The organism is Kribbella sp. NPDC050470, assembly GCF_044458365.1.
In the GTDB taxonomy this organism is placed as follows: domain Bacteria; phylum Actinomycetota; class Actinomycetes; order Propionibacteriales; family Kribbellaceae; genus Kribbella.
The window spans coordinates 42,878-66,859 of sequence record NZ_JBITHV010000017.1 but is presented as its reverse complement, the minus strand read 5'-3'; the positions used below and the strand labels follow the sequence as shown (position 1 = coordinate 66,859).

Below are 23,982 nucleotides of genomic sequence, written 5' to 3'. Positions count from 1 at the left end.
CTACGAACGCAGGTTTACCAGACAACGGACGTCATGCCCGTGTGTCGACCGATCCTAGTGCTTGTCCCCCGCCAGGCCGATCCCGGCCCGGCTCGACGGCGTACGCCGTACGCGCGGCTGCTACTGGCCGAGCGAGACGACGGTGCCGATCTTCTCGCCCCGGACGACCCGGGCGATGTTGCCCTCCTCGAGGCCGAAGATGACGATCGGCAGCGCGTTGTCCCGGGCCAGGCTGATCGCGGTGGCGTCGGCCACCCGCAGCCCGCGGGCCAGGAAGTCGTCGTACGAGAGCTGGTCGAACTTGACCGCGTCCGGGTTCTTCTTCGGGTCGGAGTCGTAGACCCCGTCCACCCCCTGCTTGCCCATCAGCAGCGCCTCGGCGCCGATCTCCAGCGCACGCTGCGCGGCGACCGTGTCGGTGGAGAAGTACGGCATGCCGGAGCCGGCGCCGAAGATCACCACGCGGCCCTTCTCCAGATGCCGCTCGGCCTTGCGCGGGATGTACGGCTCGGCGACCTGGCCCATCGTGATCGCGGTCTGCACCCGGGTCTCGATCCCGAGCTTCTCCAGGAAGTCCTGCAGGGCCAGGCAGTTCATCACCGTGCCGAGCATGCCCATGTAGTCGGCCCGGTTCCGCTCCATACCGCGCTGCTGGAGCTCGGCGCCGCGGAAGAAGTTGCCGCCGCCGACCACCACGGCGACCTGGACGCCGGCCCGGGCCACCTCGGCGACCTGCTTGGCGATCGAGTTCACCACGTCGGGGTCGACGCCGAGCTTGCCGCCGCCGAACACCTCACCCGACAGCTTGAGCAGCACCCGGTGGTAGGCCGGATCGAACGGCGAAGAGGCCGGTCTCGTCTCGGTACCCAGGGCTTCCGTCACGATTCCGGCCTCCTCGATCGTTGCTTCGTGCTGTCCTCAGTCGGCCAGGGCCTCAGGCGCCGACCTCGAAGCGGGCGAACCGCTTCACGGTCACGCCGGCCTCGTCGAGCACGGCCTTCACGGTCTTCTTGCTCTCCTGGACCGACGCCTGCTCGAGCAGCACGACCTCCTTGAAGAAGCCGTTCACCCGGCCCTCGACGATCTTCGGCAGCGCCTGCTCCGGCTTGCCCTCCTCGCGAGCGGTCGCCTCGGCGATCCGCTTCTCGTTCTCGACCGTGTCGGCCGGGACCTCGTCGCGGGTGGTGTACAGCGGGCGCATCGCGGCGGCCTGCATGGCGGCGCCACGGGCGGCCTCGACGTTGTCGCCCTCGAACTCGACCAGGACGCCGACCTGAGCCGGCAGGTCCGCGGCGCGCTTGTGCATGTACGCCGTCACCTGGCCGTCGAACACGGCCACCTTGCCGAGCTCGAGCTTCTCGCCGATCACCGAGGCCAGCGCCTCGATGTTCTCGGCGACGCTCTTGCCGTCGGCCAGCTTCTCGCCGAGCAGGCCCTCGATGTCGCCCACCTTGCTCGCGGCGGCGTGCGCGACGATGTCGGCGGCCAGCTGCTGGAACTGCTCGTTCTTGGCGACGAAGTCGGTCTCGCAGTTGAGCTGGACCAGCGCGTTCTCCGCCGCGGCCACCAGGCCGTTGGTGGCGGAGCGCTCGGCGCCACGCTTGGCGGCCTTGGCCGCGCCCTTGATGCGCAGTTCCTCGATCGCCTTCTCGAAGTCGCCGTCGGTCGCCTCGAGCGCCTTCTTCGCGTCCATCATGCCCGCGCCGGTGGCGTCGCGGAGCTTCTTCACGTCAGCGGCGGTGTAGTTCGCCATTCCTCGTTCTCTCGTCTTGTCGGTGCGGTGCGGCTGGATGGGCGGCGTGCAGGGTGGCCCGGCGTGCGCGCCAGTCAGGCTGCTGCTTGGGGTCGGGTGCCGCCCGGCGTGGGCCGGGCGGCATCCAGGGGCTGTCAGGCCTCGTCGGCCTTCGGGGCCTCGTCAGCCTTCGGGGCCTCGTCAGCCTTTGGAGCCTCGGCGGCCGGGGTCTCCTCGGCCTTCGGGGCGTCGTCGGCCTTCGCGGTCTCGTCAGCCTTGGGGGCCTCGGCCTTGGCGTCGGCGGCCGGCGCGTCGGTCTTCGCCTCGGCGGTGCCGTTCTGGCTCTCCAGCAGCTCGCGCTCCCAGGCGGCCAGCGGCTCCTCGGCGCCCAGCTCCTCACCGGCCGCGGCGGCGCCCTGGCCACCACGCGACATCAGGCCGTCGGCGACGGCGTCGGCGACCACGCGGGTCAGCAGGCCGACCGAGCGGATCGCGTCGTCGTTGCCCGGGATCGGGAAGTCGACCTCGTCCGGGTCGCAGTTGGTGTCCAGGATGCCGATGATCGGCAGCTTCAGCTTGCGCGCCTCGTCGACGGCGAGGTGCTCCTTCTTGGTGTCCACGATCCACACGGCGGCCGGAACCCGGGCCATGTCGCGGATACCGCCGAGGGTCTTCAGCAGCTTGTCGTGCTCGCGCCGCTTCTGCAGCAGCTCCTTCTTGGTGACGCCGGAGGCGGCCACGTCGTCGAAGTCGATGAGCTCGAGCTCCTTGAGCCGCTGGAGCCGCTTGTTCACGGTCTGGAAGTTGGTGAGCATGCCGCCCAGCCAGCGCTGGTTCACGTACGGCATGCCGACCCGGGTCGCCTGCTCGGCGATCGCTTCCTGGGCCTGCTTCTTGGTGCCGACGAACAGGATCGAGCCACCGGAGGCGACAGTGCTCCGGACGAACTCGTAGGCGCGGTCGATGTACGACAGCGACTGCTGCAGGTCGATGATGTAGATGCCGTTGCGCTCGGTGAGGATGTAGCGCTTCATCTTCGGGTTCCAGCGCCGGGTCTGGTGCCCGAAGTGCACGCCGCTCTCGAGCAGCTGCTTCATGGTCACGACGGCCATGAGGTGTTTCCTCCTGTCGGCCCGGGCGCTCATCCGGGCCTTTTTCGGCCCGGGCGTCTGTTCCGGGCCTACTCGGTTGTCAGCGGTGGGCCGGGTGGTCCACCACTCCTGATGCCCGTCGTACGGCCTCATCCCGGGGTCAGCCGGGACCGAGGAGGACGCACTGTTGTGCGGGCATGCGTAGTCGTCCCACTCACATGGGACGCCACCGGAAGTGTACGGGACGGGCGGGGACGGATGCGAACCGGGGACCGGTTGTCCACAGGCCCCGAACTCACCGTCCGTGAGCGGTCCGTTTCGCGGCATGTTCCAGGCATGAAGATTCTGCTCAGCCTTCTGACCCCCTTGGCTCCCGCCCTGGCGCCCGTCGCTCCGGTCGCGGCGGCGCCGGATCCTGCCGTCTGGCCGTTGACGCCACGACCCCCGGTCGTGCGCGGCTTCGATCTCCCGGCCAAACCCTGGCTCCCGGGCCACCGCGGCGTCGACCTGTCCGGGTCCCCCGGTCAATCTGTGCGCGCGGCGACCGCGGGCACGATCACGTACGCCGGCCAGCTCGCCGGCCGCGGTGTCATCGTGGTCACCACGGGCGTACGGCGTACGACGTACGAGCCGGTCGTGGCCGGTGTCCCTGTGGGCACGAGCGTCACGCCTGGGACCGTGATCGGTCGCCTCTCGGCCGCAGGCTCGCACTGCGCTCCAGCGACCTGCCTGCACTGGGGCCTCGTCCAGGGCAAGCAGTACCTCAACCCGCTGACGCTCCTCCCCGACCGACCGGTCCGCCTCCTACCCCTCACCGCCGCCTCGATGCCACCCAATGCGCACCCGCCCCAACCAGCCGACGTGCCCGCTCGACAAGCGGACCTTCCGGGTGACGCCGGACGGGCGCCCCGGCTCGCGACGGCTCAGGCTGGCGGGTCAGGCCAACGGTCGGCTCGTGTGGCAACTCGGCCGGCGGCCGACGTCCCAGCGCCCCGGCCGCGTGGCGAGCGAGTCGCGGCGGCAGTGGTTGCGACCGCGGCTGCGCTGACTCTTGCTGCCGGCCTGATGATCAGGCGGCACTAGGCGAGGTTGAGCTGCCAGGAGACTCCGAACCGGTCGTTGATCCAGCCGAACTTGCGGCTGAAGCCGTGGTCGCCGAGCTCCATCAGCACCGCGCCCTTCTCGGACAACGCGGCGTACAGGCGATCGATCTCGCCCTCGTCAGCGCAGTCGACGTACAGCGAGACCGCCGGTGTGAACGTGAAGTCGTGCTTCACGAAGCTGTCGATGCACATGAACTCCTGCCCGGCGAGCCGGAAGAGCGCATGCATCACCGACCCCTCGGGCCCCGGCCCTTCGGCGCCGTAGCGGGAGATCGAGACGATCTCCGCGTCGTCGAAGAGCGAGAGGTAGAAGGTCAGCGCCTCTTCGGCCGCGCCCTCGAACATCAGGAACGTGGTGATCTTCTGTCCAGCCATCTCTCTCCTCCTAAAGTATCCGCTTATATAAGCCAACACTTTAACACCAAGCTCCGGCGACGGCACGCCACCTGGCCGACAACTACCGGGACCGTGCAGATGTCAGCTGCCGGAACCCTGCGGGTGTCAGCTGCCGGGGACGCGGGCCTGCCAGGCGTCCTCGTCGCGGGAGCGGCGCTCGACGCCGGCCGGGAGCTTGTTCTTGGCCAGATCGGTCAGCGTGGTGTGCTCGAGCACGTCCCGCAGGCTCGCCCGGGCGGCGATCCAGACCCGCTGCAGCACGACGGCGCGCTCGTTGTACGCGACGCTCTCGGGCCGGACGCCGGAGATGCTGACGATCGGGCCGTCCACTGCGCGCATCACGTCGGCGACGGAGATCTCGTTCGGATCCACGGCCAGCTTCCACCCGCCGGACTGCCCGCGCTGACTGGCCAGGATCCCCGCCCGCCGGAGGTCGGCGAGGATTCCCTGCAGGAAGCCGTGCGGGATTCCCTGGGCGCGACTGAGCTCCTCGGCCGACACGACCGAGGGGTCGTTGGCCACCCAGCGCTGAGTGATCTCGATCAGCGCTCGCAACGCATAGTCAGACTTCGCCGAAACCCGCATGCCCCGCAGTCTGCCGCATTCCCCCGTACCCGCGCCGTACCCCACCCACAGACACTCGGGCTCAGGCCCGTGGGTGGGCCTGCTCGTAGGCCTTGCGAAGACGGTCGGTGGAGATGTGTGTGTAGATCTGCGTCGTCGCCAGCGACGCGTGACCGAGGAGCTCCTGGACGCTGCGTAGGTCCGCACCGCCTTCCAGCAAATGCGTTGCGGCAGTGTGGCGCAGGCCGTGCGGTGACAGGTCAGGGGCGTCGACGACGTTGATCCGCTCGTGGACGAGCCGCCGTACTGCGCGCTGATCGATGCGGCCCCCGCGAGCGCCGAGGAACACCGCAGGCCCGCTCCCCTGCCGGACCAGCTGCGGCCGCGCCTCGTCGAGCCAACGACGGAGGGCGGCTTCGGCCGGCACGCCGTACGGGACCGACCGCTCCTTCCGGCCCTTGCCGAAGACGCGGACCACCCGGCGCGACGGGTCGACGTCATCGACGTCGAGCGCGCAGAGTTCGCCGACGCGGATCCCGGTCGCGTACAGCAGTTCCATGATCGCCAGGTCGCGCAGCCCGATCGGGCTGCCGTCGTCAGCCGCTACGGCTGCCGCGTCCAGGACTGCGCGGGTGTCCGCCTGTCCGAGGACGCCGGGCAGGCTCTTGTGCGGGCGCGGACTCGCGAGCAGGGCGCCGGGATCGGTGCTGATCCGGCCGGTTCGCTGTGCCCAGGCGGTGAAGACCCGCGCGGCCGTCGCGCGGCGCGACATCGTGCTGCGCGACTTCCCGAGGCTCTGCTGCTTGGCCAGCCAGGACCGCAGCCCGCGGATGTCCAGGCCGTCGAGATCATCGTGACCAAGCCGAATCAAATGTTCGAGTAAATCCGCGACGTCGCCAAGGTACGCTCTGACCGAATGTCTGCTGAGGTCTCTTTCCGCCGTCAGATGCCGTTCGTAGTCGGTCAGTAACGCTGTGAAACCTTCCGGCCAGGAAGGGGTCGTACCGACATCGTCCGGCGCCATGCCTCGACCATGCGGGAGCAGACCCGGCATCGCAAGGCACCGCGCGGGGGCCGAGGAGAGGAGGTCTGGTCCGCAGCCCGACGGTCGACTACTGTTCGGCCCGATTGCCCTAGTAGCAACGGAGGCACCCCTGACCATGGCCCCCTCAGCGAACGGACAGACCGTAGGCCGGCGCCTGCCGGTCGAGTCGGCGTTCACTCGAGTCGAGGACGCGCGGCACCGTCTGCCGCGCCTGTTCGGTCGTCGCGACCTGGTTGTACTTGGCCTGGGCGTGATGATCGGGTCCGGCATCTTCAGCATCAGCGGCAACCAGGCGGCCAAGGTCGCCGGTCCGGCCGTGATCCTGTCGTTCGTGATCGCCGCGATCGTGTGTGTGCTGGCCGCGGCCTGCTACGCCGAGCTGTCGTCCACGATTCCGGTCTCGGGTAGCGCGTACACCTTCAGCTATGTGACGTTCGGCGAGATGTGGGCCTGGCTGGTCGGCTGGGCGCTCGTGCTCGAGCTGGTCACCGCGGCCGCGATCGTCGCCCGCGTCTGGTCGGCGTACTTCCTGGCGACACTCGACGGATTCGGTGTGACGTTGCCCGCCGGAGTCGCGCAGTTCTTCGGGCCGGACGCGAAGGTCAACCTGGTCGCGCCGCTGCTCCTGCTGATCCTCACCGCGATGGTCGTCACCGGGACGAAGCTGTCGGCCCGGGTGCTGACGGTCGTGGTGATCGCGAAGGTCGCGGTGATCCTGCTGGTCATCGTGGTCGGCGCGATGCACATCAACACCGACAACTACTCGCCCTTCGTGCCGATGGCCCGGGCCGCGCCCGCGACGGCCAGTCCGACGTTGCTCGGCTGGATCCTCGACTCGTCGTTCGGCTCGTTCGGCATGATGGGTATCTTCACCGCGGCGAGCTCGATCGTGTTCGCCTACATCGGCTTCGACCTGATCGCGACCGCGTCGGAGGACGCGCGCAGCCCGCGCAAGACGGTCCCGCAGGGCATGCTGCTCGGCGTCGGCGCCGTCACGATCCTGTACATCGCGATGGCCGTCGTCCTGGTCGGCATGCGCCCGTACGGCGAGCTCGGCGGCAGCGCACCGGTGTCGGAGGCGATGGCCGCAGTCGGGGTCGGCTGGGCCGCAAAGGTGGTCAACCTAGGCGCACTGCTGGCGCTGATGACGGTGATCATGGTGGTACTCATCGCGCAGAGCCGCGTGCTGTTCAACATGGGTCGTGACGGCCTGCTGCCGAAGAGCCTCGGCCGAGTCAGCCGCGTGTACTCCTCCCCCGCCCGTGCGGCCGCCGCAGCCGGCTTCGCCGCGTTGGCCCTGACGCTCTACCCGCAAGTGCTCGAGCTGGAAGAGTTGCTGGTCATCGGAGCGCTGTTCTGCTTCGCATTCTGTGCGATCGGCGTACTGACCTTGCGCCGGTCGGAGCCGAACCTCGAGCGTGGTTTCCGGGTGCCGCTGGTGCCGCTGGTCCCGCTCGTGTCGCTGGGTTCGACGGTGTGGCTGATGCTCAACCTGAAGACGAGCACCTGGACCAAGTTCGGCATCTGGATGCTCGTCGGCATGCTGATCTACGGCCTGTACGGGCGCTGGCACAGCCGGCTCGCGAACGAGGACAGCTGGGACTTCGACCTCGGCGACACCGACCCCGGCACCGGAGGTCTGCAGGCGATCCGCCCGGAGAGCGAGCTTCGTGCCGTCCGGACCCCGCCGCAGAAGCCGACCCGCGGCAAGCACATGCGCAGCTGAGTTCTCCACAGCCCGAAAAGTCACCTCCGAAATCGGTGCCTGATCCCGGCATGTTCTTAGCCGGAGGTGGTCACCGATGCGGACCAGGAAGACAGTCGGGCAGTACGGCGAAGATCTCGCCGCGAGGTATCTGACGACCGAAGGTTTCGTCATCCTCGAGCGCAACTGGCGCTGCGAGCTGGGCGAGATCGACATCGTCGCGCGAGAGGGCGACGCGCTCGTCGTCTGCGAGGTGAAGACTCGTCGCGGGCTCAACTACGGCAGCCCGCTCGAGTCGATCACCTACCGCAAGCTGACGACCCTGCGGAAGCTGGCCGGGCGCTGGCTGCAGACCCACCAGCTCAAGCCTGCGGCGATCCGGATCGACATCGTCGCCGTCCTGTTCGACCACAACACTCCGCCGCGTGTGGACCACGTCAGGGGCGCGGTCTGATGCCCCTCGCACAGACGTGGTCGGTCGCGCTGGTCGGCCTCGAAGGGCACCTCGTCGAGGTCGAGACCGACATCGCACAAGGCCTGCCCAAGACAACGCTGATCGGCCTGCCCGACGCGTCGCTGTCCGAGGCGCGCGATCGGGTCCGGGCCGCGGTGGTGAACAGCGGCGAGCGATTCCCCGACCGCAAGGTCACCATCGGGCTCTCACCGGCGACGCTGCCCAAGACGGGTTCGCACTACGACGTCGCGATCGCGTGTTCGCTTCTGGCGGCTGCCGGCGTCATCGAGGTCGAGTCGTTGCGCAACTCCGCCATGATCGGCGAGCTCGGGCTCGACGGGCGGGTCCGCGAGGTCCGTGGCGCGCTGGCGATGACTCTGGCTGCGGCGCGGTCCGGCTTCGCGCGCATCGTCGTACCGGAGCTGAATGCGGGTGAAGCCCGGCTGGTTCCTGGCATCGACGTGTACGGCGTTCGGTCGCTGCGACAAGTACTGGCGATGCTGCGCGGCGCCGAGATCCCGGACGAGGCGCCACCACGTGCCGAGCCGCGGCTGTTGTCCGAGTCGCTGACACGGGTGCCCGAGGTGGACCTGGACGATGTGATCGGTCAACGCGAAGGACGGCGGGCGATCGAGGCTGCGGCAGCGGGCGGTCATCACCTGTTCCTGCATGGTCCGCCGGGATCGGGCAAGACGATGCTGGCGGAGCGATTGGCCGGGCTGATGCCGGATCTGAGCACGGACGACTCACTTGAGGTCTCGGCCGTGCACTCGCTGGCGGGACTGCTCACCAGCGATGCCGAGCTAGTGGTCCGTCCGCCGTTCATCGCGCCGCACCACACCGCGTCCCTGTCGAGTCTGGTCGGCGGCGGCTCCGGGATGCCGCGGCCGGGTGCGATCAGTTGCGCGCACCGCGGGATCCTCTTCATCGACGAGGCTCCCGAGATGCATCCGCTGACGCTGGACACGCTGCGCCAGCCGCTGGAATCGGGTTACATCGAGGTCCACCGGTCGGCCGCTGTCGCGAAGTTCCCGGCGCGATTCATGCTCGTGCTCGCGGCCAATCCCTGTCCCTGCGGCCTGTCCGGCACGACACGTGGCATCTGCACGTGTACGCCGCAGGTGCTCGCGCGCTACCGGCAACGGATCAGCGGACCGATCAAGGACAGGCTCGATATCCAGCGCCAGATCCTGCCGGCCGCGCGGGCCGTCGCCGACGGGGAGAAGTCCGAGTCGACGGCGGTCGTCGCCGAGCGGGTGAAGGCGGCCCGAGACCGGCAGGCACACCGGTACCGCGACACCGGCTGGATCCTCAACAGCGAGATCCCCGGCCCGGTGCTCCGCCGCGAGTTCCCGTTGGATGCCGCCAGCCACAAAATGCTCGAGGACCTGTACGCCGCCGGCCGCATCACCGCCCGCGGCTTCGACCGAGTCGTCCGCCTGGCCTGGACCTTGGCCGACCTCCTGGGCATCGACAGACCCACGGCCGAGCTCACCCACCAAGCCTTCCAACTCCGCAGCGGCGAGCCCCTCACCGACCTGACCGACCTCCGCCCCCTCAAAGGAACAGCCGCATGACCCCCAACTGCACACCCAACTCCGACCTCCGCCCGACCTCGTCGGAGGTGGCTCAGACCGCCGTGGCTCAGCTGGGCCGAGCCGGCGTCGGCGGGACGGGCGGTTCGCCGAAGTCGGCCGTCAGCGGACCGAGCGATGACGAGCGACTGGCTCGGGTCGGGCTGTCTCGAGTGGTCGAGCCCGGCGATCTGGCGGCGCTGCAGGCCTTCGACGGGATGGAGGCGCTGGAGATCTGGAAACTGCTGCAGCACGGCGCTCCCGGCCTCGGGCGGTGGTCCACCCGCTTCGCTGAGGCGAACCCCGAGCGCGACCTGGAGCGGGCTGCGGCATCCGGCGTTCGGTTCGTGATCCCAGGCGACGACGAGTGGCCTGAGCAGGTCGAAATCCTTGCGGAAGCCGGGCAACTGAGCCGCCGCGCCGGAGTGCCGTTCGGACTATGGGTTCGAGGCCCGGCAAATCTCCGCCAGGCGCTCACGCGATCCGTCGCGATGGTCGGCGCTCGTGCCAGTTCGTCGTACGGCGAACATGTCGCGGCTGAGCTGGCGTCCGGTCTGTCGGACAACGGGATCACGGTGGTCTCCGGCGGCGCATTCGGAATCGATGCGGCGTCGCACCGTGGTGCGTTGGCCGGCTCAGGCGTCACGGTGGCGGTCCTCGCGTGCGGCGCCGATGTCAGCTACCCGAGGCGCAACTCGGCGTTGTTCAGCCGCATCGTCGAGGAAGGACTGGTCGTGAGCGAGCTGCCACCGGGCTGCTCTCCCACCAGGTTGCGCTTCCTCGCCCGCAACCGCCTGATCGCCGCGGCCACCCTCGGCACAGTCGTGATCGAAGCAGCTGTCCGAAGCGGCGCCCTCAACAGTGCCGGCTGGGCCGAGCAATGCGGCCGCGCCGTACTCGCCGTACCGGGCCCCATCACCTCCCGCATGTCCGAAGGCGCCCACCTCCTCGTCCGCGAACGCGACGCCGTACTAGTCACCAACGTTGCCGACATCATCGAAGCCATCTCCCCACTAGGCACCCGCCTGACCCCGTACCCCCAGGCCCCCAAATCCCCCACAGACGATCTCGCCCACGACCTCCGCCGCACCCTCGACGCAGTCCCCGTGGTGGCCCCGGCCCCGACCGCCCGCATAGCCATCACAGCAGGCCTGGACCTGGAAACCACCCAACAATCCCTGGAGGCCCTCGATGCCCAAGGTCTCGTCCACCACGACGACTCAGGCTGGCGCCTGCCCCCAACCACCCCACCACCAATCCCGCCCACCCCATGACAACCAGCACCACCCGAACCCGACACCTCCCCCCACGCTCAACCGCACCACGCAGACGCCGGACCGTCCCGCCACTCCGCTCCCGGCTTCGCCGACTGGGGTGGGCAGCAGACGCCCACACAACCAGCCGCGCCGAGGGTGCACCTCGACCGATGGGCCCCGGCCGGGCGCCGGGAGCCATCCGGGAGTGGGTTAGCAGGGGTTTCCAGTGGGCCTGAGCACCTGCCCCGACTTCATCAAGGGCGCGTCCGGGCCGATCAATCGGGAACCGGCCTCACCATCGGCGCTGACTGAGCACGATGCCCGATAGGCCCGGAGCTCACGAATCCAACGGCGATCCCCGTGCTGATACCGGACCTGCCCCAAGGGCACGAGTGCGCACGATTCCGGCGGCGATCGCCCGTGCTGGGAGCGGACCTGCCCGATGGGCCCGGTTGGTTGCGGGCCCATCGGGCGGTGGGGTTAGCGGGGGGCTTTCCAGGGGGCGGGGGCGGTGGCGGTGGTGAAGGACCTGTAGGAGAGGACTTGGCCTTGGTTGCGGCCGGAGGTGGCTACTTCGCGGGAGCCGATGTAGGCGCCGGACTTGGGGTCGATGACGATCTCCTCGCGGGAGGAGCCGTCGTCGCTGCTGTAGGCGATGCCGATCTGGCCGTCCAGGTTGGCTGCCTTGTCAGTGATCTTGAGGTTCTTGAGGTTGCCCAGGGCCCGGTACAGGCTGGCGCGAAGGTCGGCGGGGAGCATGCCGGTCTGGAGGGCGTCTTGGGCCGTGACGAGCAGCTGAGTCTCACCGCGGTCGTTGCCTTCGATCGTGCCGTCCTTCTTCAGTTGCTCATACAGCGCGTTCGGGTCCCGGGGCAGTCCGGCGATCCATTCGAGAGACGGGTCCTGCCAGCGGCCGTTCTCGGCGCACGGTCCGCCGCCTTCGAAGGCGCCGCACTTGGCCGTCGCCGTCTGGGTGGACCGGTCGAAGGTGAAGCCCGCCTTGCGTGCTTCCTCGTCGGAACCCTTGACCCACTGGTGGCGTCCGGTGCTTGTGTCTCGCCTGTACCAGGTGCCGCGGATGTCCGCCGGCACCCAGACCTCCCGCACCGACTCCTCCAGGTACTCCAGGCCGCCTCCAGGAGTCTCCGTGTAGTTCCTGTTCCAGACGTGCCAGACCAGGTAGCGGTACTTGCCCGGCGCAACGACCGGGTCGCTGGCCGCGGCGATCCGCTGCGCGGCGCCGTCCAGCTCGACCTTGGCCTCCGCCGAGCTGCCGGTCAGCGTCGACGTGTAGAGCGTTCCCCCGGCCACGAGTGCGATCGCCGCGGCGGCCGCGATCAGCCACCGTCGACGCGGCCCGCGCTTCTTGACGCCCACCGCTGTTGTTCGACCGTTTGCGGCGGGCGTGAGGTCCGGGCGCTCATCGGTGGTCTGCCTCATGGCGTCGAGGAAGGCGGCCCTGATCTGTTCGATGCGCTCGGGATCGGTCTCGACGTCGGCGTGGAGCGTCGACAGCGCGCGGTCGAGGTTGTCGGTGGGGCGAAGGTCAGTCATGGTCGGAAACCTCCTCGGAGGCAGTCAGGATGCGGAGCTGGCGGCGGACTCGGTGCAGGCGGGAGCGCACGGTCCCGACCGGGATGCCCAGCGCGTCCGCCACCTCGACCGTGGTCAGTCCAGCCCACGAGGTGAGCAGCAGTACGTCGCGATCGCCCTCGGACAGGTCCGCGATCGCAGGAGCGATCCGGCGGGCGAGTTGCTGGGCGTCGACCCGTTCGGCGACCTGGCCGTCGTGTGCGGCGAGGTCGTCGGGTTCGCGGCGGCCGGCCCTCGCGGTGGCGCGCAGGCCGCGGACCTCCTGACGGACGTGTCGGCGGGCGAGGTTGGTCGCGATCCCGTACAGCCAAGCCTTCGCGGCGGCAGTCGCCGGGTCGTAGGTGTGCCGCTGCCGGAACGCGGTCAGGAACGTCTCGCTGACCAGGTCGTGCGCCTGCTCCGCGCCAACCCGGCGCGCCAGGTACCTGTGCATGGGTACGGCGTGCTGGTCGAACAGCCGGGCAAACTCCTCAGCCACTGCCGGCCCCGCCAACTCGGGCCGGTCATCCGTCGGGTCGGGCGGCGGTCGGTCGCGAGCCACGGACTCGGTCGTGTCGGTCATTGTCATACCCCTGATTGCCCGTACACGCCCCGAACGTTCACGCCGGCTCCCCACTCACCCAAATGCGCGGTCGAGTTGAGCACCGCAAGCGTGTCGAGGTGTGTCCCAGGTGTACGAGCACAGGCGCGACCCGGCCGGGCCGGTCACCGCGGTGGGCGAGGCGAGCGCCGCCGTACGCAGCCCGCCGTGGGCCGGGTGGGGTCAGCGGCCGAAGTCGGAGTCTTTGGGGACTTCCAGGTCGGACTTGGCGAGCTCTTCGATGTTGACGTCGCGGAAGGTGACGACCTTGGCGTTCTTCACGAAGCGCGCGGACCGGTAGACGTCCCAGACCCAGGCGTCGGCCATCGTCACCTCGAAGTACACGTCACCGCCCTCGGTGCGGACCTTCAGGTCGACCGCGTTGCACAGGTAGAAGCGCCGTTCGGTCTCCACGACGTACTTGAAGATCCCGACGACGTCCTTGTACTCCCGATAGAGCTGCAGCTCCATATCGGTCTCGTACTTCTCGAGGTCGTCAGCGCTCATACCTCTACCTCGCTGCGCTCGGCTCCGGCATGAGCGCAGAGGGCGGCTCTGCTATCGGTTCGCTCGCTACGCTCACTCACAGGCTCTCCACTCCGGTGGGACTGGTCACATTCTGTCCCATATCGGGCCGCAGACTGCGGCGGACATTCTCGAACCGCCGTCTGTGTTGCGGGCACGGGCCGTATTCGTCCAGTGCCGCCTGGTGCTCAGGCGTGCAGTAGCCCTTGTGAATCCCGAAACCGTACTGCGGGTACACCTGGTCCCAGTGCTCCATCACCCGGTCGCGGGTCACTTTCGCAATCACAGATGCCGCGGCGATACAAGCCGCCACGCGGTCACCCTTCCAGATCGCCAGGCCCGGTACGCCGAGACCGTCCACGCCGAAGCCGTCCGTCAGCACGTACGACGGCCGTACGTCGAGCCGGAACAGCGCGCGCCGGAGCGCCTCGACGTTCGCCACGTGCATGCCGAGGCGGTCACACTCGGTGGCCTCGATGGCGACGACCGACCAGGCCAGGGCGCGCTTGCGGATCTCGTCGTAGCAGCGCTCGCGGGCCTTGGCGGTCAGGAGCTTGGAGTCGGCGAGCTCGGGGATCTGGCCGCGCTTGCCGTCCGGCAGGATCACCGCGGCCGCGACCAGCGGGCCGGCGCAGGGTCCACGGCCGGCCTCGTCGACGCCGGCGATCGGGTCGAGGCCGACGCGGCGCAGGGCGCGCTCGTACCCGTACAAACCGGCGTCCCGCCGCACCGTGCTGCCTCGGGGCATCACACTCATGCGGCCCTCCGAACTCCACCCACAACCCCAACCCTAGGCACCCCGCGCAGACCCCGCGGCACCCGGGGTGAGTCGCACACAGCCAGGCGCCCAGCGAGCCTGTCAGCGCCCCCGACCTGGGGGCGGTTGGCGTTGGGTGAGGGGGCTGCCGGGGCCTGGGGGCGGGTGGGGGTTGGGGGCACCGGGGGGCTCGATTACTTCGGCGGTGCGGTGAGGGAGATGGAGGGTTTGTCGGGGGGTGGCTGGGTGGCCGCCGGGACCGACTTGAAGGTGTCGGGGACGCCGAGTTTGGACCAGCGGCCGGCGGGCCAGACGACCAGGACGGCGCGGCCGGTGATCTTGTCCATCGGGACGAAGGCGGCGTCGCCGGTGCTGCCGCCGTCGGCGCTGGTGTCGCTCAGGTGGACCCGGGAGTCGCCGGAGGCGGACCGGTGGTCGCCCATCACGAAGACCCGCCCGGCCGGGACGGTCACCTGGAAGTCCATCTGCGACGGCGCGTCACCCGGGTACAGGTAGGCGGTCTCGTCGAGCGGCTGGCCGTTGACCAGCAGCCGGCCCTTCTCGTCGCAGCAGGCGACCTTGTCGCCCGGCATCCCGACGAGGCGCTTGATCAGGTGGCCGTGGCTGGAGTCCGGGAGCAGGCCGACGACCTCGAAGAACCGGCCCACCGAGCCGCGCTTCTGGCCGCTCTCCTCCGGGCCGAGCCAGCCGCCCGGGTCCTCGAAGACGACCACGTCGCCGCGCTCGACGTCGGTGAGCTTCTCCACCACGACCCGGTCGCCGACCAGCAGGGTGTTCTCCATCGACTCGCTCGGGATGATGAACATCTGCCCGACGAACGCGCGCAGGATCGACGAGACGATGAGGGCCCCGACCACGATCAGGACGAACTCACGGGCGGCCGCGGCGAACCCCGAGCGGTGAGCGGGTTTCTCCGGCGTCTTCGTCGGTGTATCGGTCACTTCTTCAGCCCCGGCTTCTTGAAGGTTTCCGGAGGACGCAGCATCGTCATCCGGTCAGACGGCCAGATTACGCAACAGGCCCGGCCAACCACGTTCTCGACCGGGACGAATCCGCCGCCGGGGCCGCCCATGTGGGCGCGGGAGTCGGCGGACTCGGCGCGGTTGTCGCCCATCACCCACAGGTGACCGGCCGGCACCGCCACGTTGAACGGCGTCAACGACGGCTTGGCGTCCTGGAGCAGGTACTCGCGCTCGTCCAACGGGATGCCGTTCACGGTGATCCGCCCGGCCCGGTCGCAGCAGATCACCCGGTCGCCGCCGATGCCGATCACCCGCTTGACCAGGTGACCCTCACCGCTGCGCGGCAGGATGCCGACGAACTCACCGAGCGACCGGAACGGGCCGGGCTCGGCCTGCTCCTCGTTCAGCCAGTTGCCGGGGTCCTTGAAGACGATGATGTCGCCGCGATCGACGTCGCGGTGCATGTAGCTGATCTTCTCGGCCAGGATCCGGTCGTTGGTGGTGAGCGTGTCGTACATCGACTCCGACGGTACGTAGAACGCTTCGGCGACGAACAGGCGCAGTACGACCGTTATGACGAGCGCGAGCACGGTGACCGTGCTCATCTCGATGAGCAGGCTGAGCAGCGGATTCCGCTGCTTCATCCTGCGATGACGACCCTTGCTGCGACGTGCCCTCTTGGCTACCGGGCGAGCGCGAGTCGCAGTGCTCGGCGCCATACCTGACCGTCGTCGTGAGGCTAGCTCAGGAGGCCGGAACTTCGCGCTTCTCCTTGATCTTGGCCGCCTTGCCGCGCAGCTCGCGCAGGTAGTACAGCTTGGCCCGGCGGACGTCACCGCGGGTGACGACCTCGATCTTCTCGACGATCGGGGTGTGCAGCGGGAAGGTCCGCTCGACGCCGACGCCGAAGCTGACCTTGCGGACCGTGAAGGTCTCCTGCAGGCCACCACCCTGGCGCCGGATCACGACACCCTGGAACACCTGGACGCGGGACCGGTTGCCCTCGACGACCTTGACGTGCACCTTGACGGTGTCACCGGGGCGGAAGGAGGGGATGTCGTCGCGCTTGCTCGAGTTGTCGAGCTCGTTCAGGACGTTGCTCATCAGGTGTTCTCTTCCTCGCGCGTGCCACAGGTCACCCACGAATGTCAGTGGTGATGAAGTCATCAAAACGCTGCCGGTCGGTGGTCACCCCCTGTGGCAGGAGCACCGAAGGGCAGCAGCGAACAATCTTGCCACACCGCCCCAGCCGGGACGAAATCAGCCGGGGCCGACTGCGCCGGGTGACCAGCGCTCAGCGGCGACGGCGACGCTTCGTGAGATGGACAAGGTCGACCTTGGGAGTCTGAGCCTCTCGTCGTTGCTCTCGGTAACCGGCCTTCCGGTAGAGCGCCAGGTTGCTGGTACTCCGGTCACCGGTGCTCAGCGCGTAGTCCGTCACGTCGGCGGGGGCGAGTTGTTCGGCGGCGCGCAGCAGCCGGAGGCCGAGGCCGCGGCCTTGCCAGTCAGGAGCTACCACCAGGCGCTCTATGTGGCCCACCGAGCCGTCGACGACGAGCTGGACGGAGCCGACGATGCGGGTGCCGGCGACGGCCTTCAGGACGGTGCCACGCTCCAGCCGGGCGGCCGTGGCGCCGGGGTCGTCGGTCAGCGGAGGGATCGAGTAGTCGTCGTACAGCCGGCCCTCGGCGAGGAAGGCAGCCAGTTGGAGCGTGTGGATCTCCCCTGCGTCGGCCGCGGTGGCGGGCAGGAGCCGGACGTACGACGTCGCATCGTCCTTCCCCGCGACCACATCGCCCCACGCCGCGAGCAGATCCGGCCGGCGCTCCGCAGTACGCCGTACCGACTCCTCGTGCCGCCAGGACGCGATCAGGCCGTGGTTGCCGGACAGCAGGACATCCGGTACGTCGTGCCCGCGCCAGGTCGGCGGCTTCGTGTAGACCGGGTACTCGAGCAGCCCGTCGCCCGAGTGGGACTCCTCCGCCAGCGACTCCGGGTTGCCGATCACGCCGGGCAGCAGCCGCGCGACCGCCTCGACCATGACCAGTACGGCGACCTCACCGCCGTTCAGCACGTAGTCCCCGATGGAGACCTCGTCGACCCGCATCCGCTCCGCCGCGTACGACGCGACCCGCGCGTCGATGCCCTCGTAGCGACCGCACGCGAACGCCAGCCACGGCTCGGCGGCAAGCTCGTACGCGAGTTCCTGCGTGAACGGCCGGCCGGCCGGCGTCGGCACGATCAGCCGGGGCTGCGCAGGCCCGTCCGGAGGCGCGATGGCGTCGAGAGCCTCGCCCCAGGGCTCCGGCTTCATCACCATGCCCGCGCCACCGCCGTACGGGGTGTCGTCGACGGTCCGGTGCCGGTCGTAGGTCCACTCGCGCAGGTCGTGCAGGTTGACGTCGAGCAGGCCGCTCTTCGCCGCCTTGCCGACCAGAGACAGATCCAGTGCGGCCAGGTACTCCGGGAAGATCGTGACGACGTCGAGCCTCATCAGTCCGCGCCTGGCTCGGTCGGAACCACCTCGGCGCCCTCCGGGTCGAGCAGACCGGGCCGGTCCGCCACCACGACGTATCCCTTGTCGACGTTGAGCTCCGGGACCAGCTCCTCGACCAACGGCACCAGTACGGCGTTGCCGGCCGGCCGGCGGATCTCCAGCAGGTCCTGCGACGGCAGGTGTACGACGTCGATCACCTCACCCGCCTCGGTGCCGTCAGCCGTGCGTACGGCGAGGCCGACCAGGTCCCGGTCGTAGTACTCGTCCGGGTCCTCGGGGCGCTCGTCGCTGTCCACCTCCGACTGCACGAACAGGTTGCGCAGTTGCTCGGCCGCGGTCCGGTCCGGCACCTCGGCGAACTTCACCAGCAGCCGTCCGCTGTGCCACCGGCTGGTCTGGACGGTGAGCGTCCGGGGCGTCTTCGACGACGTGACGACGGTGGCGCCGTCGGCGAACCGCCGGTCCGGCTCGTCCGTCCGGACGTCCACGCCGACCTCGCCCCGGATCCCATGCGCCCGGCCGATCCGCCCGACTGTCACCAACACCGGTACAACCCTTCTGCCGTTCACGATTGACCTGAGGATATGGCGAAGGGCCGCACCCGCGACGGGTGCGGCCCTTCGGAAGTGCTACGAGGTCAGCGCCGGCCACCACGCCGGTTGAGCTCGTCGACGAAGTCGATGCGCAGCGACGACTCGGCGCTGAGCGCGCCGACCACGGTGCGGATCGCGGTCGCGGTCCGGCCGTTGCGGCCGATCACCTTGCCGATGTCGTCGGGGTGCACGTGCACCTCGAGGGTGCGGCCCCGGCGCAGGTTGCGCGAGCGGACGCTGACATCGTCAGGGTTGTCCACGATGCCCCGGACCAGGTGCTCGAGCGCCTCGGTCTCCATCATGGTCAGGCCTTGGCGTCGTCGGCGGGCGCCTCGGCCGGAGCCTCGGCGGCCTCGTCAGCCTTGGGGGCCTCGTCGGCCTTGGCGGCCTCGTCAGCCTTGGGGGCCTCGTCGGCCTTGGCGGCCTCGTCAGCCTTGGGGGCCTCGTCCTTCGGCGCGTCGTCCTTCTTGTCGGCCTTCTTCGCCGCGGTCTTCTTGGCGGTGACGGCCTCGGTCTTCAGCGTGCCGTGCGCCTCGGCGAGGGCCTCGTTGAAGATCTCCTGCTTGTCCCGCTTCGGCTCCTTGACCTTCAGCGGCGCCGGAGCGTCCTCACCCTTGAACTTCTGCCAGTCACCGGAGGCCTTGAAGATCGCCTCGACGGCCTCGGTCGGCTGCGCGCCGACGCCCAGCCAGTACTGCGCCCGGTCCGACTCGACGTGGATGAACGACGGCTCGGCCTTCGGGTTGTACTTGCCGATCTCCTCGATGGCGCGGCCGTCCCGCTTGGTCCGGGCGTCCATCACGACGATGCGGTAGTGCGGCGCACGCTTCTTGCCGATGCGCTTCAAACGGATCTTGACTGCCACGTTTGTGGGGTCTCCCTCGGATTACATGTCTGGGTGAGCAGCACAGCGTCGTGGGGACAACGGGTGACCACTCGAATGGGCCGTTCCAGGCAGTGGAGTTAGAGGGCTGCACGAACCTGGACGGACTCAGCAGGCCATTGTGCCAGATCCCACGGAAAGCAACCAACCCGAGGGTCAGCTCCGGAACGGGGCCAGCTCGGGTAGCTGCTGAGCATACGCGTCCAGCAGCTTGCCCGCCGCGGTGACCGAGTCGATCAGCGGGTGCCAGGCGAAGGCTCGCAGCGCGGTGTCGCGGGAGCCGGAGGCGGCCGCCTCGATCGTGGCGCGTTCGACGGCCTTGACCGAGCAGACCAGGCCGGCCTGGTGGTCTGTGAGCTGGGACACGGTGACCGGCAGGGCGCCGTTGGCGTCCACGGTGCAGGGGATCTCGACGACCGCGTCGTCGTCCAGATGCCGCAGGACGCCCCGGTTGCGGACGTTCAGGATCAGCGACGCCCGCTCGTTGTGCGCGATCGCGCGCATCAGCGACAGCGCCACCTGCTCGTAGCCGCCCGCGGCCATGTCCCGCTCGTCCCGCTCCCCCGCGTCCGCGACCTCACGGCTCTCCACCATGTACGTCGACTCGCGCTCGGCCCGGGTCTTCTGCCACAGCTCCAGCGCCTGCTCCGGATGCCGAGCCGTCTCCGCGTAGAAGGCGGACTGCTGCGCCAGCAGGAAGGTCCCGCGGGTCTGCTGCACAGCCTGTACGGCGGCCAGCGTCTCGCGCGCGAAGTAGTAGTAATGCAGGTACTCGTTGGGGATCGCCCCGAGCGACCGCAGCCAGTCGGCGCCGAACAGCCGGCCCTCCTCGAAGGACGCCAGCGCCTCCCGCGACTCCAGCAGCGCCGGCAGCCGGTCGACCCCACCGGACCGCAGCCCGCGCAGCCACCCCAGGTGGTTCAGCCCCGCGTAGTCGTAGAACGCGGTCGACGGGTCCAAGCCGAGCGCCAGCGCGGCCCGCCGCCCCAGACCGGACGGTGAGTCGCAGATCCCGATCACCCGGTCACCCAGGTACGGGATCATCGCCTCGGTCACCATGCCCGCCGGGTTGGTGAAGTTGATGACCCACGCCTCCGGCGCCAGCGCCGCGACCCGCTGGGCGATCCCCGCCGCGACCGGCAGCGTGCGCAGCCCGTAGGCGATCCCGCCGGCGCCGACCGTCTCCTGGCCCAGGACGCCGAGGTCCAGCGCGACCCGCTCGTCGACGGTCCGGCCCTCGAGTCCACCCACGCGGATCGCGGAGAACACGAAGTCCGCTCCGCGCAGCGCCTCGTCCAGGTCGGTCGTCTCGGTCACCACCGGAGCGTCCACGACCGCGGCAGCCTGCTGCCGCAGCACCGCCCCGATCGACGACAGCCGGGTCCGGTCGGTGTCGTACAGCACCACCGACGTGATCCGGCCGTCGCCGCGGTCGCCGAGCAACGCCTGGTAGACGAGCGGCACCCGGAACCCACCGCCGCCGAGGATGGTCAGTCTCACGCCAACACCACCTGCACGCCTGCCTCCGTCAGTTGCGCCCGGGTCGCCTCGTCGGCTCCGGACTCCGTCACCACCATGGTCAGCTCACCCGGCTCGCACACGCGCGCGACACCGTGTCCGGGGAACTTCGTCGCGTCCGCCAGCAGCACCACGCGGTCGGCGGCGCGGATCATCGCCCGCTTCACCGGAACCTCGATCATCGTGCTGTCCATCACCCGCCCGTCCGGCCGCACCCCGCTGGTGCCGAGGAACAGCCAGTCCACATGGATCTGCCGCAAGCTCTCCTCGGTCAGATACCCCACCAGCGAGCGGTAACTCCGCCGGACGAACCCGCCGAGCACGATCAGCTCGATCTGCTCGTCGTTCTGCAGCTCCTCCAGGACGGCGAGGTTGCTCGTCACGACCGTCAGCGAGCGGCCGTGCAGGTGCTGCGCGACCCGCAGCGCAGTGGTCCCGATGTCGAGCAGCACCGACTCACCGTCGCTCACCAGCTCAGCGGCCAGCCGCGCGATCCGGTCCTTCTCCTCCGCGTGTACGGCGTTGACGTCCGCAAAAGGCTCGTCACCACCGTCGACGGCGAGCGCTCCGCCGTACACCCGGGTCAGCCGGCCCTCGGCGTGCAACTGCTCGAGATCGCGACGGATCGTCGCCTCGCTCACGCCCAGACGCTCGGCCAGCACTTTCACGCCCCCGGCACCGTCGGCCCGGAGCGAACGGACGATCTGATCCTGCCGCTGCTTTGGCAACACGGGGAGACCGTATCACGCAAACTCCGTCATTTTCACTCAAATCTATGATCAGGTCTTGCGCATCCTGCGCATCAGATTCAAGATTCATGCACGAGTTTGATCGAGCGTGCAGGAGTGTGGCAACGCATGGTGGAGCTGGACGTCGTGGTGTCCGGTCTGGTCTTCCAGGACCTGGTGCTCGGCCTGCCCACTGCCCCGCGTCCCGGCACCGAGGTCTGGGCCACCGACTCGCTCGAGAGCCCGGGCGGGATCGCCAACTTCGCCGTCGCGCTGTCCCGGCTCGGGCTGCGCACTGGCCTGGCCGCGGCCTTCGGCGCGGACGATCTCGGCGACCGGCTCTGGGACCGGCTCGCCGACGGCGAAGGCATCGATCTGACTCTCTCCCGCAAGCTCGCCGGCTGGCAGACCCCGCTGACGGTGGCCCTTGCCTATGACAACGACAGGGCACTGGTCACCCGGGGCACCCCTCCCCTGCTGTCGGCCGACGAGCTGATCACTGCGCCGCCGGCTGCCCGAGCTGTCGCCGCCCACATCGGCCCCTGGCCGAACGAGTGGCTGGCGAAGGCGAAGGCGGCCGGCAGCGTGGTGTTCGCCGACGTGGGCTGGGACCCGTCGGAGCAGTGGGACCCGCACGTGCTCGACCAGCTCGAGCACTGCGACGTGTTCTTGCCGAACGCCGGCGAGGCGATGAACTACACCCGGACGGACAGCCCGGAGCAGGCCCTCGACCGGCTCGCGGAGCTCGTCCCGCTCGTCGTCGTGTCGAACGGCGCCGACGGTGCGCTGGCGCTGGACGCCGCCACCGGTGAGCGCGTCGTCGTACCGGTGTACCCAGTGCAGGCGGCGGACACCACCGGGGCGGGTGATGTGTTCGCCGCCGGCTTCATCGCCGCGACCCTGTGGGACCTGCCGCTGGTGCAGCGGGTCCGGTTCGCGGCACTCGTCGCCGCGCTGTCGGTGACCCGGCTCGGCGGCGCCGACGCGGCGCCCCGCTGGGACGACCTGGTCGCGTGGCAGGCCGCCCACCCCGAAGACCACTCCCTCCAAGCGCTGATCAGCGCCCACTCAGGAAGGTAAGAACAATGGAGCTCTCACGTCGGACGCTGCTCGCTGGGGGCTTCGCAGCCGTGCTCGGCGGAACGGTCGTCGGCTGCTCGTCCGGGATGGACGCCGGTACGACGACCAAGACCAACCCCGCCACCGAGCTGGCACTGTGGTGCTGGCCCGGCGGCCTCGGCAAGTCGGTGCTGGACGAGACGATCGCGCACTTCCCCGACCCGAAGATCAAGTACTCCGAGATCGGCGGCGACTTCAAGCAGAAGCTGATCACCACCTTCAACGGTGGGACCTCGATCCCGGACATCACCGGGCTGAAGGGCGAGGACATCGCCTCGATGCTGCCGCAGGCGGAGCGGTTCGTGGACCTGAAGACGGTCGGCGCGGACTCGATCCTCGGCGACTACGTGGACTGGAAGGTCAAGCAGGCCACCACGCTGGACGGCAAGGTGATCGGCCTGCCGATCGACATCGGGCCGACCGCGCTGTACTACCGCGAGGACGTGTTCACCAAGGGCGGCCTGCCGGCCGACCCCGCGAAGGTGGCCGAGCAGCTGAAGACCTGGGACGACTTCTTCGCCGCCGGTATCGAGCTGAAGAAGTCGAACCCGAAGGCGCTGATCGTCTGGGACGCCACCGACCTCTACGACATCGTGGTCGGCCAGGGCACCGAGCGGTACGTCTCCAAGGACAACACCTTCATCGGCGACCAGGACCACATCCGCAAGGCCTGGGACACCGTGGTCAAGGCGATGACGCTGAAGATCGACGGCAAGACCGCGAGCGGTTCGCCGGACTGGAACGCCGGGCTCGACCAGGGCACGGTCCCGGCGCACGTCGGCGCCGCCTGGGTCGCGCTCGACATCAAGAACGCGGTCAAGACCAGTGTCGGCAAGTGGCGGCTGGCCCCGACCCCGAGCGGCCCGGCGAACTTCGGCGGCTCGTTCCTGACCATCACCAAGAACGCGGCCGACCCGGCCAAGGCGTTCGAGGTGATCAAGTACATGCTCAACCCGGACAACCAGGCCAAGGCGTTCGCCGACGCGCAGATCTTCCCGGCCACGCCGGCCGCCTACGACAAGCCGCAGCTGAAGGTGGCCGACCCGTTCTTCGGCGGCCAGGTGCCGATCGACGTGTTCGGCCCGGCGGCCAAGGCCATCCCGGTCGCCTACGAGGCGCCGGCCGACGGCGCGGTCGCGCAGCCGTTCAAGGACGAGCTGAAGACCGTGCAGTCCGGCGCCAAGACCTCCGACGCCGCCTGGACCTCCGCAGTGTCGAAGGCAAAGGCGATCGCCAAGCGCCAGGGAGTGCAGTGACGGTACTGATGCCACGCCTCCGGCGCGGCT

At 69.4% G+C, this 23,982-nt stretch carries 26 protein-coding genes; 7 read left to right on the top strand and 19 right to left on the bottom strand.

The genetic code is table 11. The features are described from left to right. Positions 1 to 120: 120 nt before the first annotated feature. The 3 genes from pyrH to rpsB form a co-directional block, all read right to left on the bottom strand. Positions 121 to 882, bottom strand: a complete 762-nt coding sequence (gene pyrH / locus ACIBGM_RS40880) for a UMP kinase (RefSeq protein WP_360526336.1) — start codon at positions 880 to 882, stop codon at positions 121 to 123. Between the two features lie 52 nt (positions 883 to 934). Next, positions 935 to 1,753 (bottom strand): translation elongation factor Ts, encoded by an 819-nt coding sequence (tsf, locus tag ACIBGM_RS40875; RefSeq protein ID WP_360526338.1) that lies wholly within the window; start codon positions 1,751 to 1,753, stop codon positions 935 to 937. Positions 1,754 to 1,887: 134 nt separating this feature from the next. Further along, the gene (gene rpsB / locus ACIBGM_RS40870) at positions 1,888 to 2,844 is read right to left on the bottom strand and encodes a 30S ribosomal protein S2 (protein WP_396388603.1); all 957 of its coding nucleotides are present in this window, start codon (positions 2,842 to 2,844) and stop codon (positions 1,888 to 1,890) included. Positions 2,845 to 3,159: 315 nt separating this feature from the next. On the opposite strand from rpsB, the gene ACIBGM_RS40865 reads away from it, so the two are divergent. After that, positions 3,160 to 3,906 carry a M23 family metallopeptidase gene (locus tag ACIBGM_RS40865; RefSeq protein ID WP_360526344.1) on the top strand — a complete coding sequence of 249 codons (747 nt, stop codon included), beginning with the start codon at positions 3,160 to 3,162 and terminating at the stop codon, positions 3,904 to 3,906. On the opposite strand, the gene ACIBGM_RS40860 is transcribed toward ACIBGM_RS40865, so the two are convergent. The 3 genes from ACIBGM_RS40860 to ACIBGM_RS40850 all read right to left on the bottom strand — a co-directional run bounded on the left by ACIBGM_RS40860 (position 3,903) and on the right by ACIBGM_RS40850 (position 5,910). After that, positions 3,903 to 4,301 (bottom strand): VOC family protein, encoded by a 399-nt coding sequence (locus ACIBGM_RS40860; RefSeq protein WP_360526347.1) that lies wholly within the window; start codon positions 4,299 to 4,301, stop codon positions 3,903 to 3,905. The genes ACIBGM_RS40865 and ACIBGM_RS40860 overlap by 4 nt on opposite strands. Positions 4,302 to 4,427: 126 nt before the next feature. Then, the gene (locus tag ACIBGM_RS40855; protein ID WP_360526350.1) at positions 4,428 to 4,907 is read right to left on the bottom strand and encodes an Rrf2 family transcriptional regulator; all 480 of its coding nucleotides are present in this window, start codon (positions 4,905 to 4,907) and stop codon (positions 4,428 to 4,430) included. Between the two features lie 61 nt (positions 4,908 to 4,968). Then, positions 4,969 to 5,910: a tyrosine recombinase XerC gene (locus ACIBGM_RS40850; RefSeq protein WP_396388602.1), complete on the bottom strand. Its 942-nt coding sequence runs from the start codon at positions 5,908 to 5,910 to the stop codon at positions 4,969 to 4,971. A 136-nt stretch (positions 5,911 to 6,046) separates the two neighbouring features. Between ACIBGM_RS40850 and ACIBGM_RS40845 the strand changes: the two genes are divergently transcribed. From ACIBGM_RS40845 to dprA, 4 genes are all read left to right on the top strand, one after another. Continuing rightward, positions 6,047 to 7,657 (top strand): amino acid permease, encoded by a 1,611-nt coding sequence (locus tag ACIBGM_RS40845; protein WP_360526356.1) that lies wholly within the window; start codon positions 6,047 to 6,049, stop codon positions 7,655 to 7,657. Positions 7,658 to 7,733: 76 nt separating this feature from the next. Beyond that, the gene (locus ACIBGM_RS40840; RefSeq protein WP_360526359.1) at positions 7,734 to 8,090 is read left to right on the top strand and encodes a YraN family protein; all 357 of its coding nucleotides are present in this window, start codon (positions 7,734 to 7,736) and stop codon (positions 8,088 to 8,090) included. Then, positions 8,090 to 9,667 (top strand): YifB family Mg chelatase-like AAA ATPase, encoded by a 1,578-nt coding sequence (locus ACIBGM_RS40835; RefSeq protein WP_396388601.1) that lies wholly within the window; start codon positions 8,090 to 8,092, stop codon positions 9,665 to 9,667. The genes ACIBGM_RS40840 and ACIBGM_RS40835 overlap by 1 nt, the downstream gene beginning before the upstream one ends. Continuing rightward, a complete protein-coding gene (gene dprA / locus ACIBGM_RS40830) occupies positions 9,664 to 10,938 on the top strand; it encodes a DNA-processing protein DprA (protein WP_360526362.1) in 1,275 nt (424 codons plus the stop codon). Before ACIBGM_RS40835 ends, dprA begins: the two co-directional genes overlap by 4 nt. A 462-nt stretch (positions 10,939 to 11,400) precedes the next feature. Here the strand turns inward: dprA and ACIBGM_RS40825 are convergent, their stop codons facing one another. From ACIBGM_RS40825 to ACIBGM_RS40765, 13 genes are all read right to left on the bottom strand, one after another. After that, on the bottom strand, positions 11,401 to 12,474 hold the full coding sequence (locus ACIBGM_RS40825) for a CU044_5270 family protein (RefSeq protein ID WP_360526365.1): 1,074 nt from the start codon (positions 12,472 to 12,474) through the stop codon (positions 11,401 to 11,403). After that, a complete protein-coding gene (locus tag ACIBGM_RS40820) occupies positions 12,467 to 13,075 on the bottom strand; it encodes a sigma-70 family RNA polymerase sigma factor (RefSeq protein ID WP_360526368.1) in 609 nt (202 codons plus the stop codon). Before ACIBGM_RS40820 ends, ACIBGM_RS40825 begins: the two co-directional genes overlap by 8 nt. A 201-nt stretch (positions 13,076 to 13,276) precedes the next feature. Beyond that, positions 13,277 to 13,600, bottom strand: a complete 324-nt coding sequence (locus ACIBGM_RS40815) for a DUF2469 domain-containing protein (RefSeq protein ID WP_012922325.1) — start codon at positions 13,598 to 13,600, stop codon at positions 13,277 to 13,279. Positions 13,601 to 13,676: 76 nt separating this feature from the next. Then, positions 13,677 to 14,375: a ribonuclease HII gene (locus ACIBGM_RS40810; protein WP_360526371.1), complete on the bottom strand. Its 699-nt coding sequence runs from the start codon at positions 14,373 to 14,375 to the stop codon at positions 13,677 to 13,679. Positions 14,376 to 14,569: 194 nt separating this feature from the next. Beyond that, positions 14,570 to 15,337, bottom strand: a complete 768-nt coding sequence (gene lepB / locus ACIBGM_RS40805; protein WP_360526374.1) for a signal peptidase I — start codon at positions 15,335 to 15,337, stop codon at positions 14,570 to 14,572. Beyond that, entirely contained in the window at positions 15,334 to 16,002 is a 669-nt protein-coding gene (gene lepB / locus ACIBGM_RS40800; protein ID WP_360526377.1) for a signal peptidase I, read from the bottom strand. Before lepB (ACIBGM_RS40800) ends, lepB (ACIBGM_RS40805) begins: the two co-directional genes overlap by 4 nt. 100 nt (positions 16,003 to 16,102) lie before the next feature. Beyond that, complete coding sequence (gene rplS, locus ACIBGM_RS40795; protein ID WP_360526380.1) at positions 16,103 to 16,462, bottom strand: 50S ribosomal protein L19; 360 nt, start codon at positions 16,460 to 16,462, stop codon at positions 16,103 to 16,105. A 190-nt stretch (positions 16,463 to 16,652) separates the two neighbouring features. After that, the gene (gene trmD, locus ACIBGM_RS40790) at positions 16,653 to 17,852 is read right to left on the bottom strand and encodes a tRNA (guanosine(37)-N1)-methyltransferase TrmD (RefSeq protein ID WP_396388600.1); all 1,200 of its coding nucleotides are present in this window, start codon (positions 17,850 to 17,852) and stop codon (positions 16,653 to 16,655) included. After that, a complete protein-coding gene (gene rimM / locus ACIBGM_RS40785; RefSeq protein WP_360526386.1) occupies positions 17,852 to 18,400 on the bottom strand; it encodes a ribosome maturation factor RimM in 549 nt (182 codons plus the stop codon). Before rimM ends, trmD begins: the two co-directional genes overlap by 1 nt. A 92-nt stretch (positions 18,401 to 18,492) precedes the next feature. Then, the gene (locus ACIBGM_RS40780) at positions 18,493 to 18,747 is read right to left on the bottom strand and encodes an RNA-binding protein (RefSeq protein WP_360526413.1); all 255 of its coding nucleotides are present in this window, start codon (positions 18,745 to 18,747) and stop codon (positions 18,493 to 18,495) included. Between the two features lie 5 nt (positions 18,748 to 18,752). Further along, positions 18,753 to 19,313, bottom strand: coding sequence for a 30S ribosomal protein S16 (gene rpsP, locus ACIBGM_RS40775; protein ID WP_396388599.1), 561 nt, complete (start codon positions 19,311 to 19,313; stop codon positions 18,753 to 18,755). 174 nt (positions 19,314 to 19,487) lie between these two features. Next, positions 19,488 to 20,831, bottom strand: coding sequence for a 6-phospho-beta-glucosidase (locus tag ACIBGM_RS40770; protein ID WP_360526392.1), 1,344 nt, complete (start codon positions 20,829 to 20,831; stop codon positions 19,488 to 19,490). Further along, positions 20,828 to 21,580, bottom strand: coding sequence for a DeoR/GlpR family DNA-binding transcription regulator (locus ACIBGM_RS40765; RefSeq protein WP_360526395.1), 753 nt, complete (start codon positions 21,578 to 21,580; stop codon positions 20,828 to 20,830). The genes ACIBGM_RS40770 and ACIBGM_RS40765 overlap by 4 nt, the downstream gene beginning before the upstream one ends. Positions 21,581 to 21,706: 126 nt before the next feature. Between ACIBGM_RS40765 and ACIBGM_RS40760 the strand changes: the two genes are divergently transcribed. Continuing rightward, complete coding sequence (locus tag ACIBGM_RS40760) at positions 21,707 to 22,657, top strand: carbohydrate kinase family protein (protein WP_396388598.1); 951 nt, start codon at positions 21,707 to 21,709, stop codon at positions 22,655 to 22,657. A 5-nt stretch (positions 22,658 to 22,662) separates the two neighbouring features. After that, on the top strand, positions 22,663 to 23,952 hold the full coding sequence (locus tag ACIBGM_RS40755; protein ID WP_396388597.1) for an ABC transporter substrate-binding protein: 1,290 nt from the start codon (positions 22,663 to 22,665) through the stop codon (positions 23,950 to 23,952). Positions 23,953 to 23,982 lie beyond the last annotated feature (30 nt).

What these genes read in the sequence shown, in the direction of transcription:
- rpsB (WP_396388603.1), bottom strand. Translation starts at nt 2,844, where the DNA reads ATGGCCGTCGTGACCATGAAGCAGCTGCTCGAGAGCGGCGTGCACTTC.
- ACIBGM_RS40820 (WP_360526368.1), bottom strand. Translation starts at nt 13,075, where the DNA reads ATGACCGACACGACCGAGTCCGTGGCTCGCGACCGACCGCCGCCCGAC.
- tsf (WP_360526338.1), bottom strand. Translation starts at nt 1,753, where the DNA reads ATGGCGAACTACACCGCCGCTGACGTGAAGAAGCTCCGCGACGCCACC.
- ACIBGM_RS40865 (WP_360526344.1), top strand. Translation starts at nt 3,160, where the DNA reads ATGAAGATTCTGCTCAGCCTTCTGACCCCCTTGGCTCCCGCCCTGGCG.
- trmD (WP_396388600.1), bottom strand. Translation starts at nt 17,852, where the DNA reads ATGAGGCTCGACGTCGTCACGATCTTCCCGGAGTACCTGGCCGCACTG.
- ACIBGM_RS40855 (WP_360526350.1), bottom strand. Translation starts at nt 4,907, where the DNA reads ATGCGGGTTTCGGCGAAGTCTGACTATGCGTTGCGAGCGCTGATCGAG.
- ACIBGM_RS40860 (WP_360526347.1), bottom strand. Translation starts at nt 4,301, where the DNA reads ATGGCTGGACAGAAGATCACCACGTTCCTGATGTTCGAGGGCGCGGCC.
- ACIBGM_RS40850 (WP_396388602.1), bottom strand. Translation starts at nt 5,910, where the DNA reads ATGGCGCCGGACGATGTCGGTACGACCCCTTCCTGGCCGGAAGGTTTC.
- ACIBGM_RS40780 (WP_360526413.1), bottom strand. Translation starts at nt 18,747, where the DNA reads ATGGAGACCGAGGCGCTCGAGCACCTGGTCCGGGGCATCGTGGACAAC.
- ACIBGM_RS40760 (WP_396388598.1), top strand. Translation starts at nt 21,707, where the DNA reads ATGGTGGAGCTGGACGTCGTGGTGTCCGGTCTGGTCTTCCAGGACCTG.
- dprA (WP_360526362.1), top strand. Translation starts at nt 9,664, where the DNA reads ATGACCCCCAACTGCACACCCAACTCCGACCTCCGCCCGACCTCGTCG.
- ACIBGM_RS40835 (WP_396388601.1), top strand. Translation starts at nt 8,090, where the DNA reads ATGCCCCTCGCACAGACGTGGTCGGTCGCGCTGGTCGGCCTCGAAGGG.
- ACIBGM_RS40845 (WP_360526356.1), top strand. Translation starts at nt 6,047, where the DNA reads ATGGCCCCCTCAGCGAACGGACAGACCGTAGGCCGGCGCCTGCCGGTC.
- ACIBGM_RS40755 (WP_396388597.1), top strand. Translation starts at nt 22,663, where the DNA reads ATGGAGCTCTCACGTCGGACGCTGCTCGCTGGGGGCTTCGCAGCCGTG.
- lepB (WP_360526377.1), bottom strand. Translation starts at nt 16,002, where the DNA reads ATGAAGCAGCGGAATCCGCTGCTCAGCCTGCTCATCGAGATGAGCACG.
- ACIBGM_RS40810 (WP_360526371.1), bottom strand. Translation starts at nt 14,375, where the DNA reads ATGAGTGTGATGCCCCGAGGCAGCACGGTGCGGCGGGACGCCGGTTTG.
- ACIBGM_RS40815 (WP_012922325.1), bottom strand. Translation starts at nt 13,600, where the DNA reads ATGAGCGCTGACGACCTCGAGAAGTACGAGACCGATATGGAGCTGCAG.
- ACIBGM_RS40825 (WP_360526365.1), bottom strand. Translation starts at nt 12,474, where the DNA reads ATGACTGACCTTCGCCCCACCGACAACCTCGACCGCGCGCTGTCGACG.
- ACIBGM_RS40840 (WP_360526359.1), top strand. Translation starts at nt 7,734, where the DNA reads ATGCGGACCAGGAAGACAGTCGGGCAGTACGGCGAAGATCTCGCCGCG.
- rplS (WP_360526380.1), bottom strand. Translation starts at nt 16,462, where the DNA reads ATGAGCAACGTCCTGAACGAGCTCGACAACTCGAGCAAGCGCGACGAC.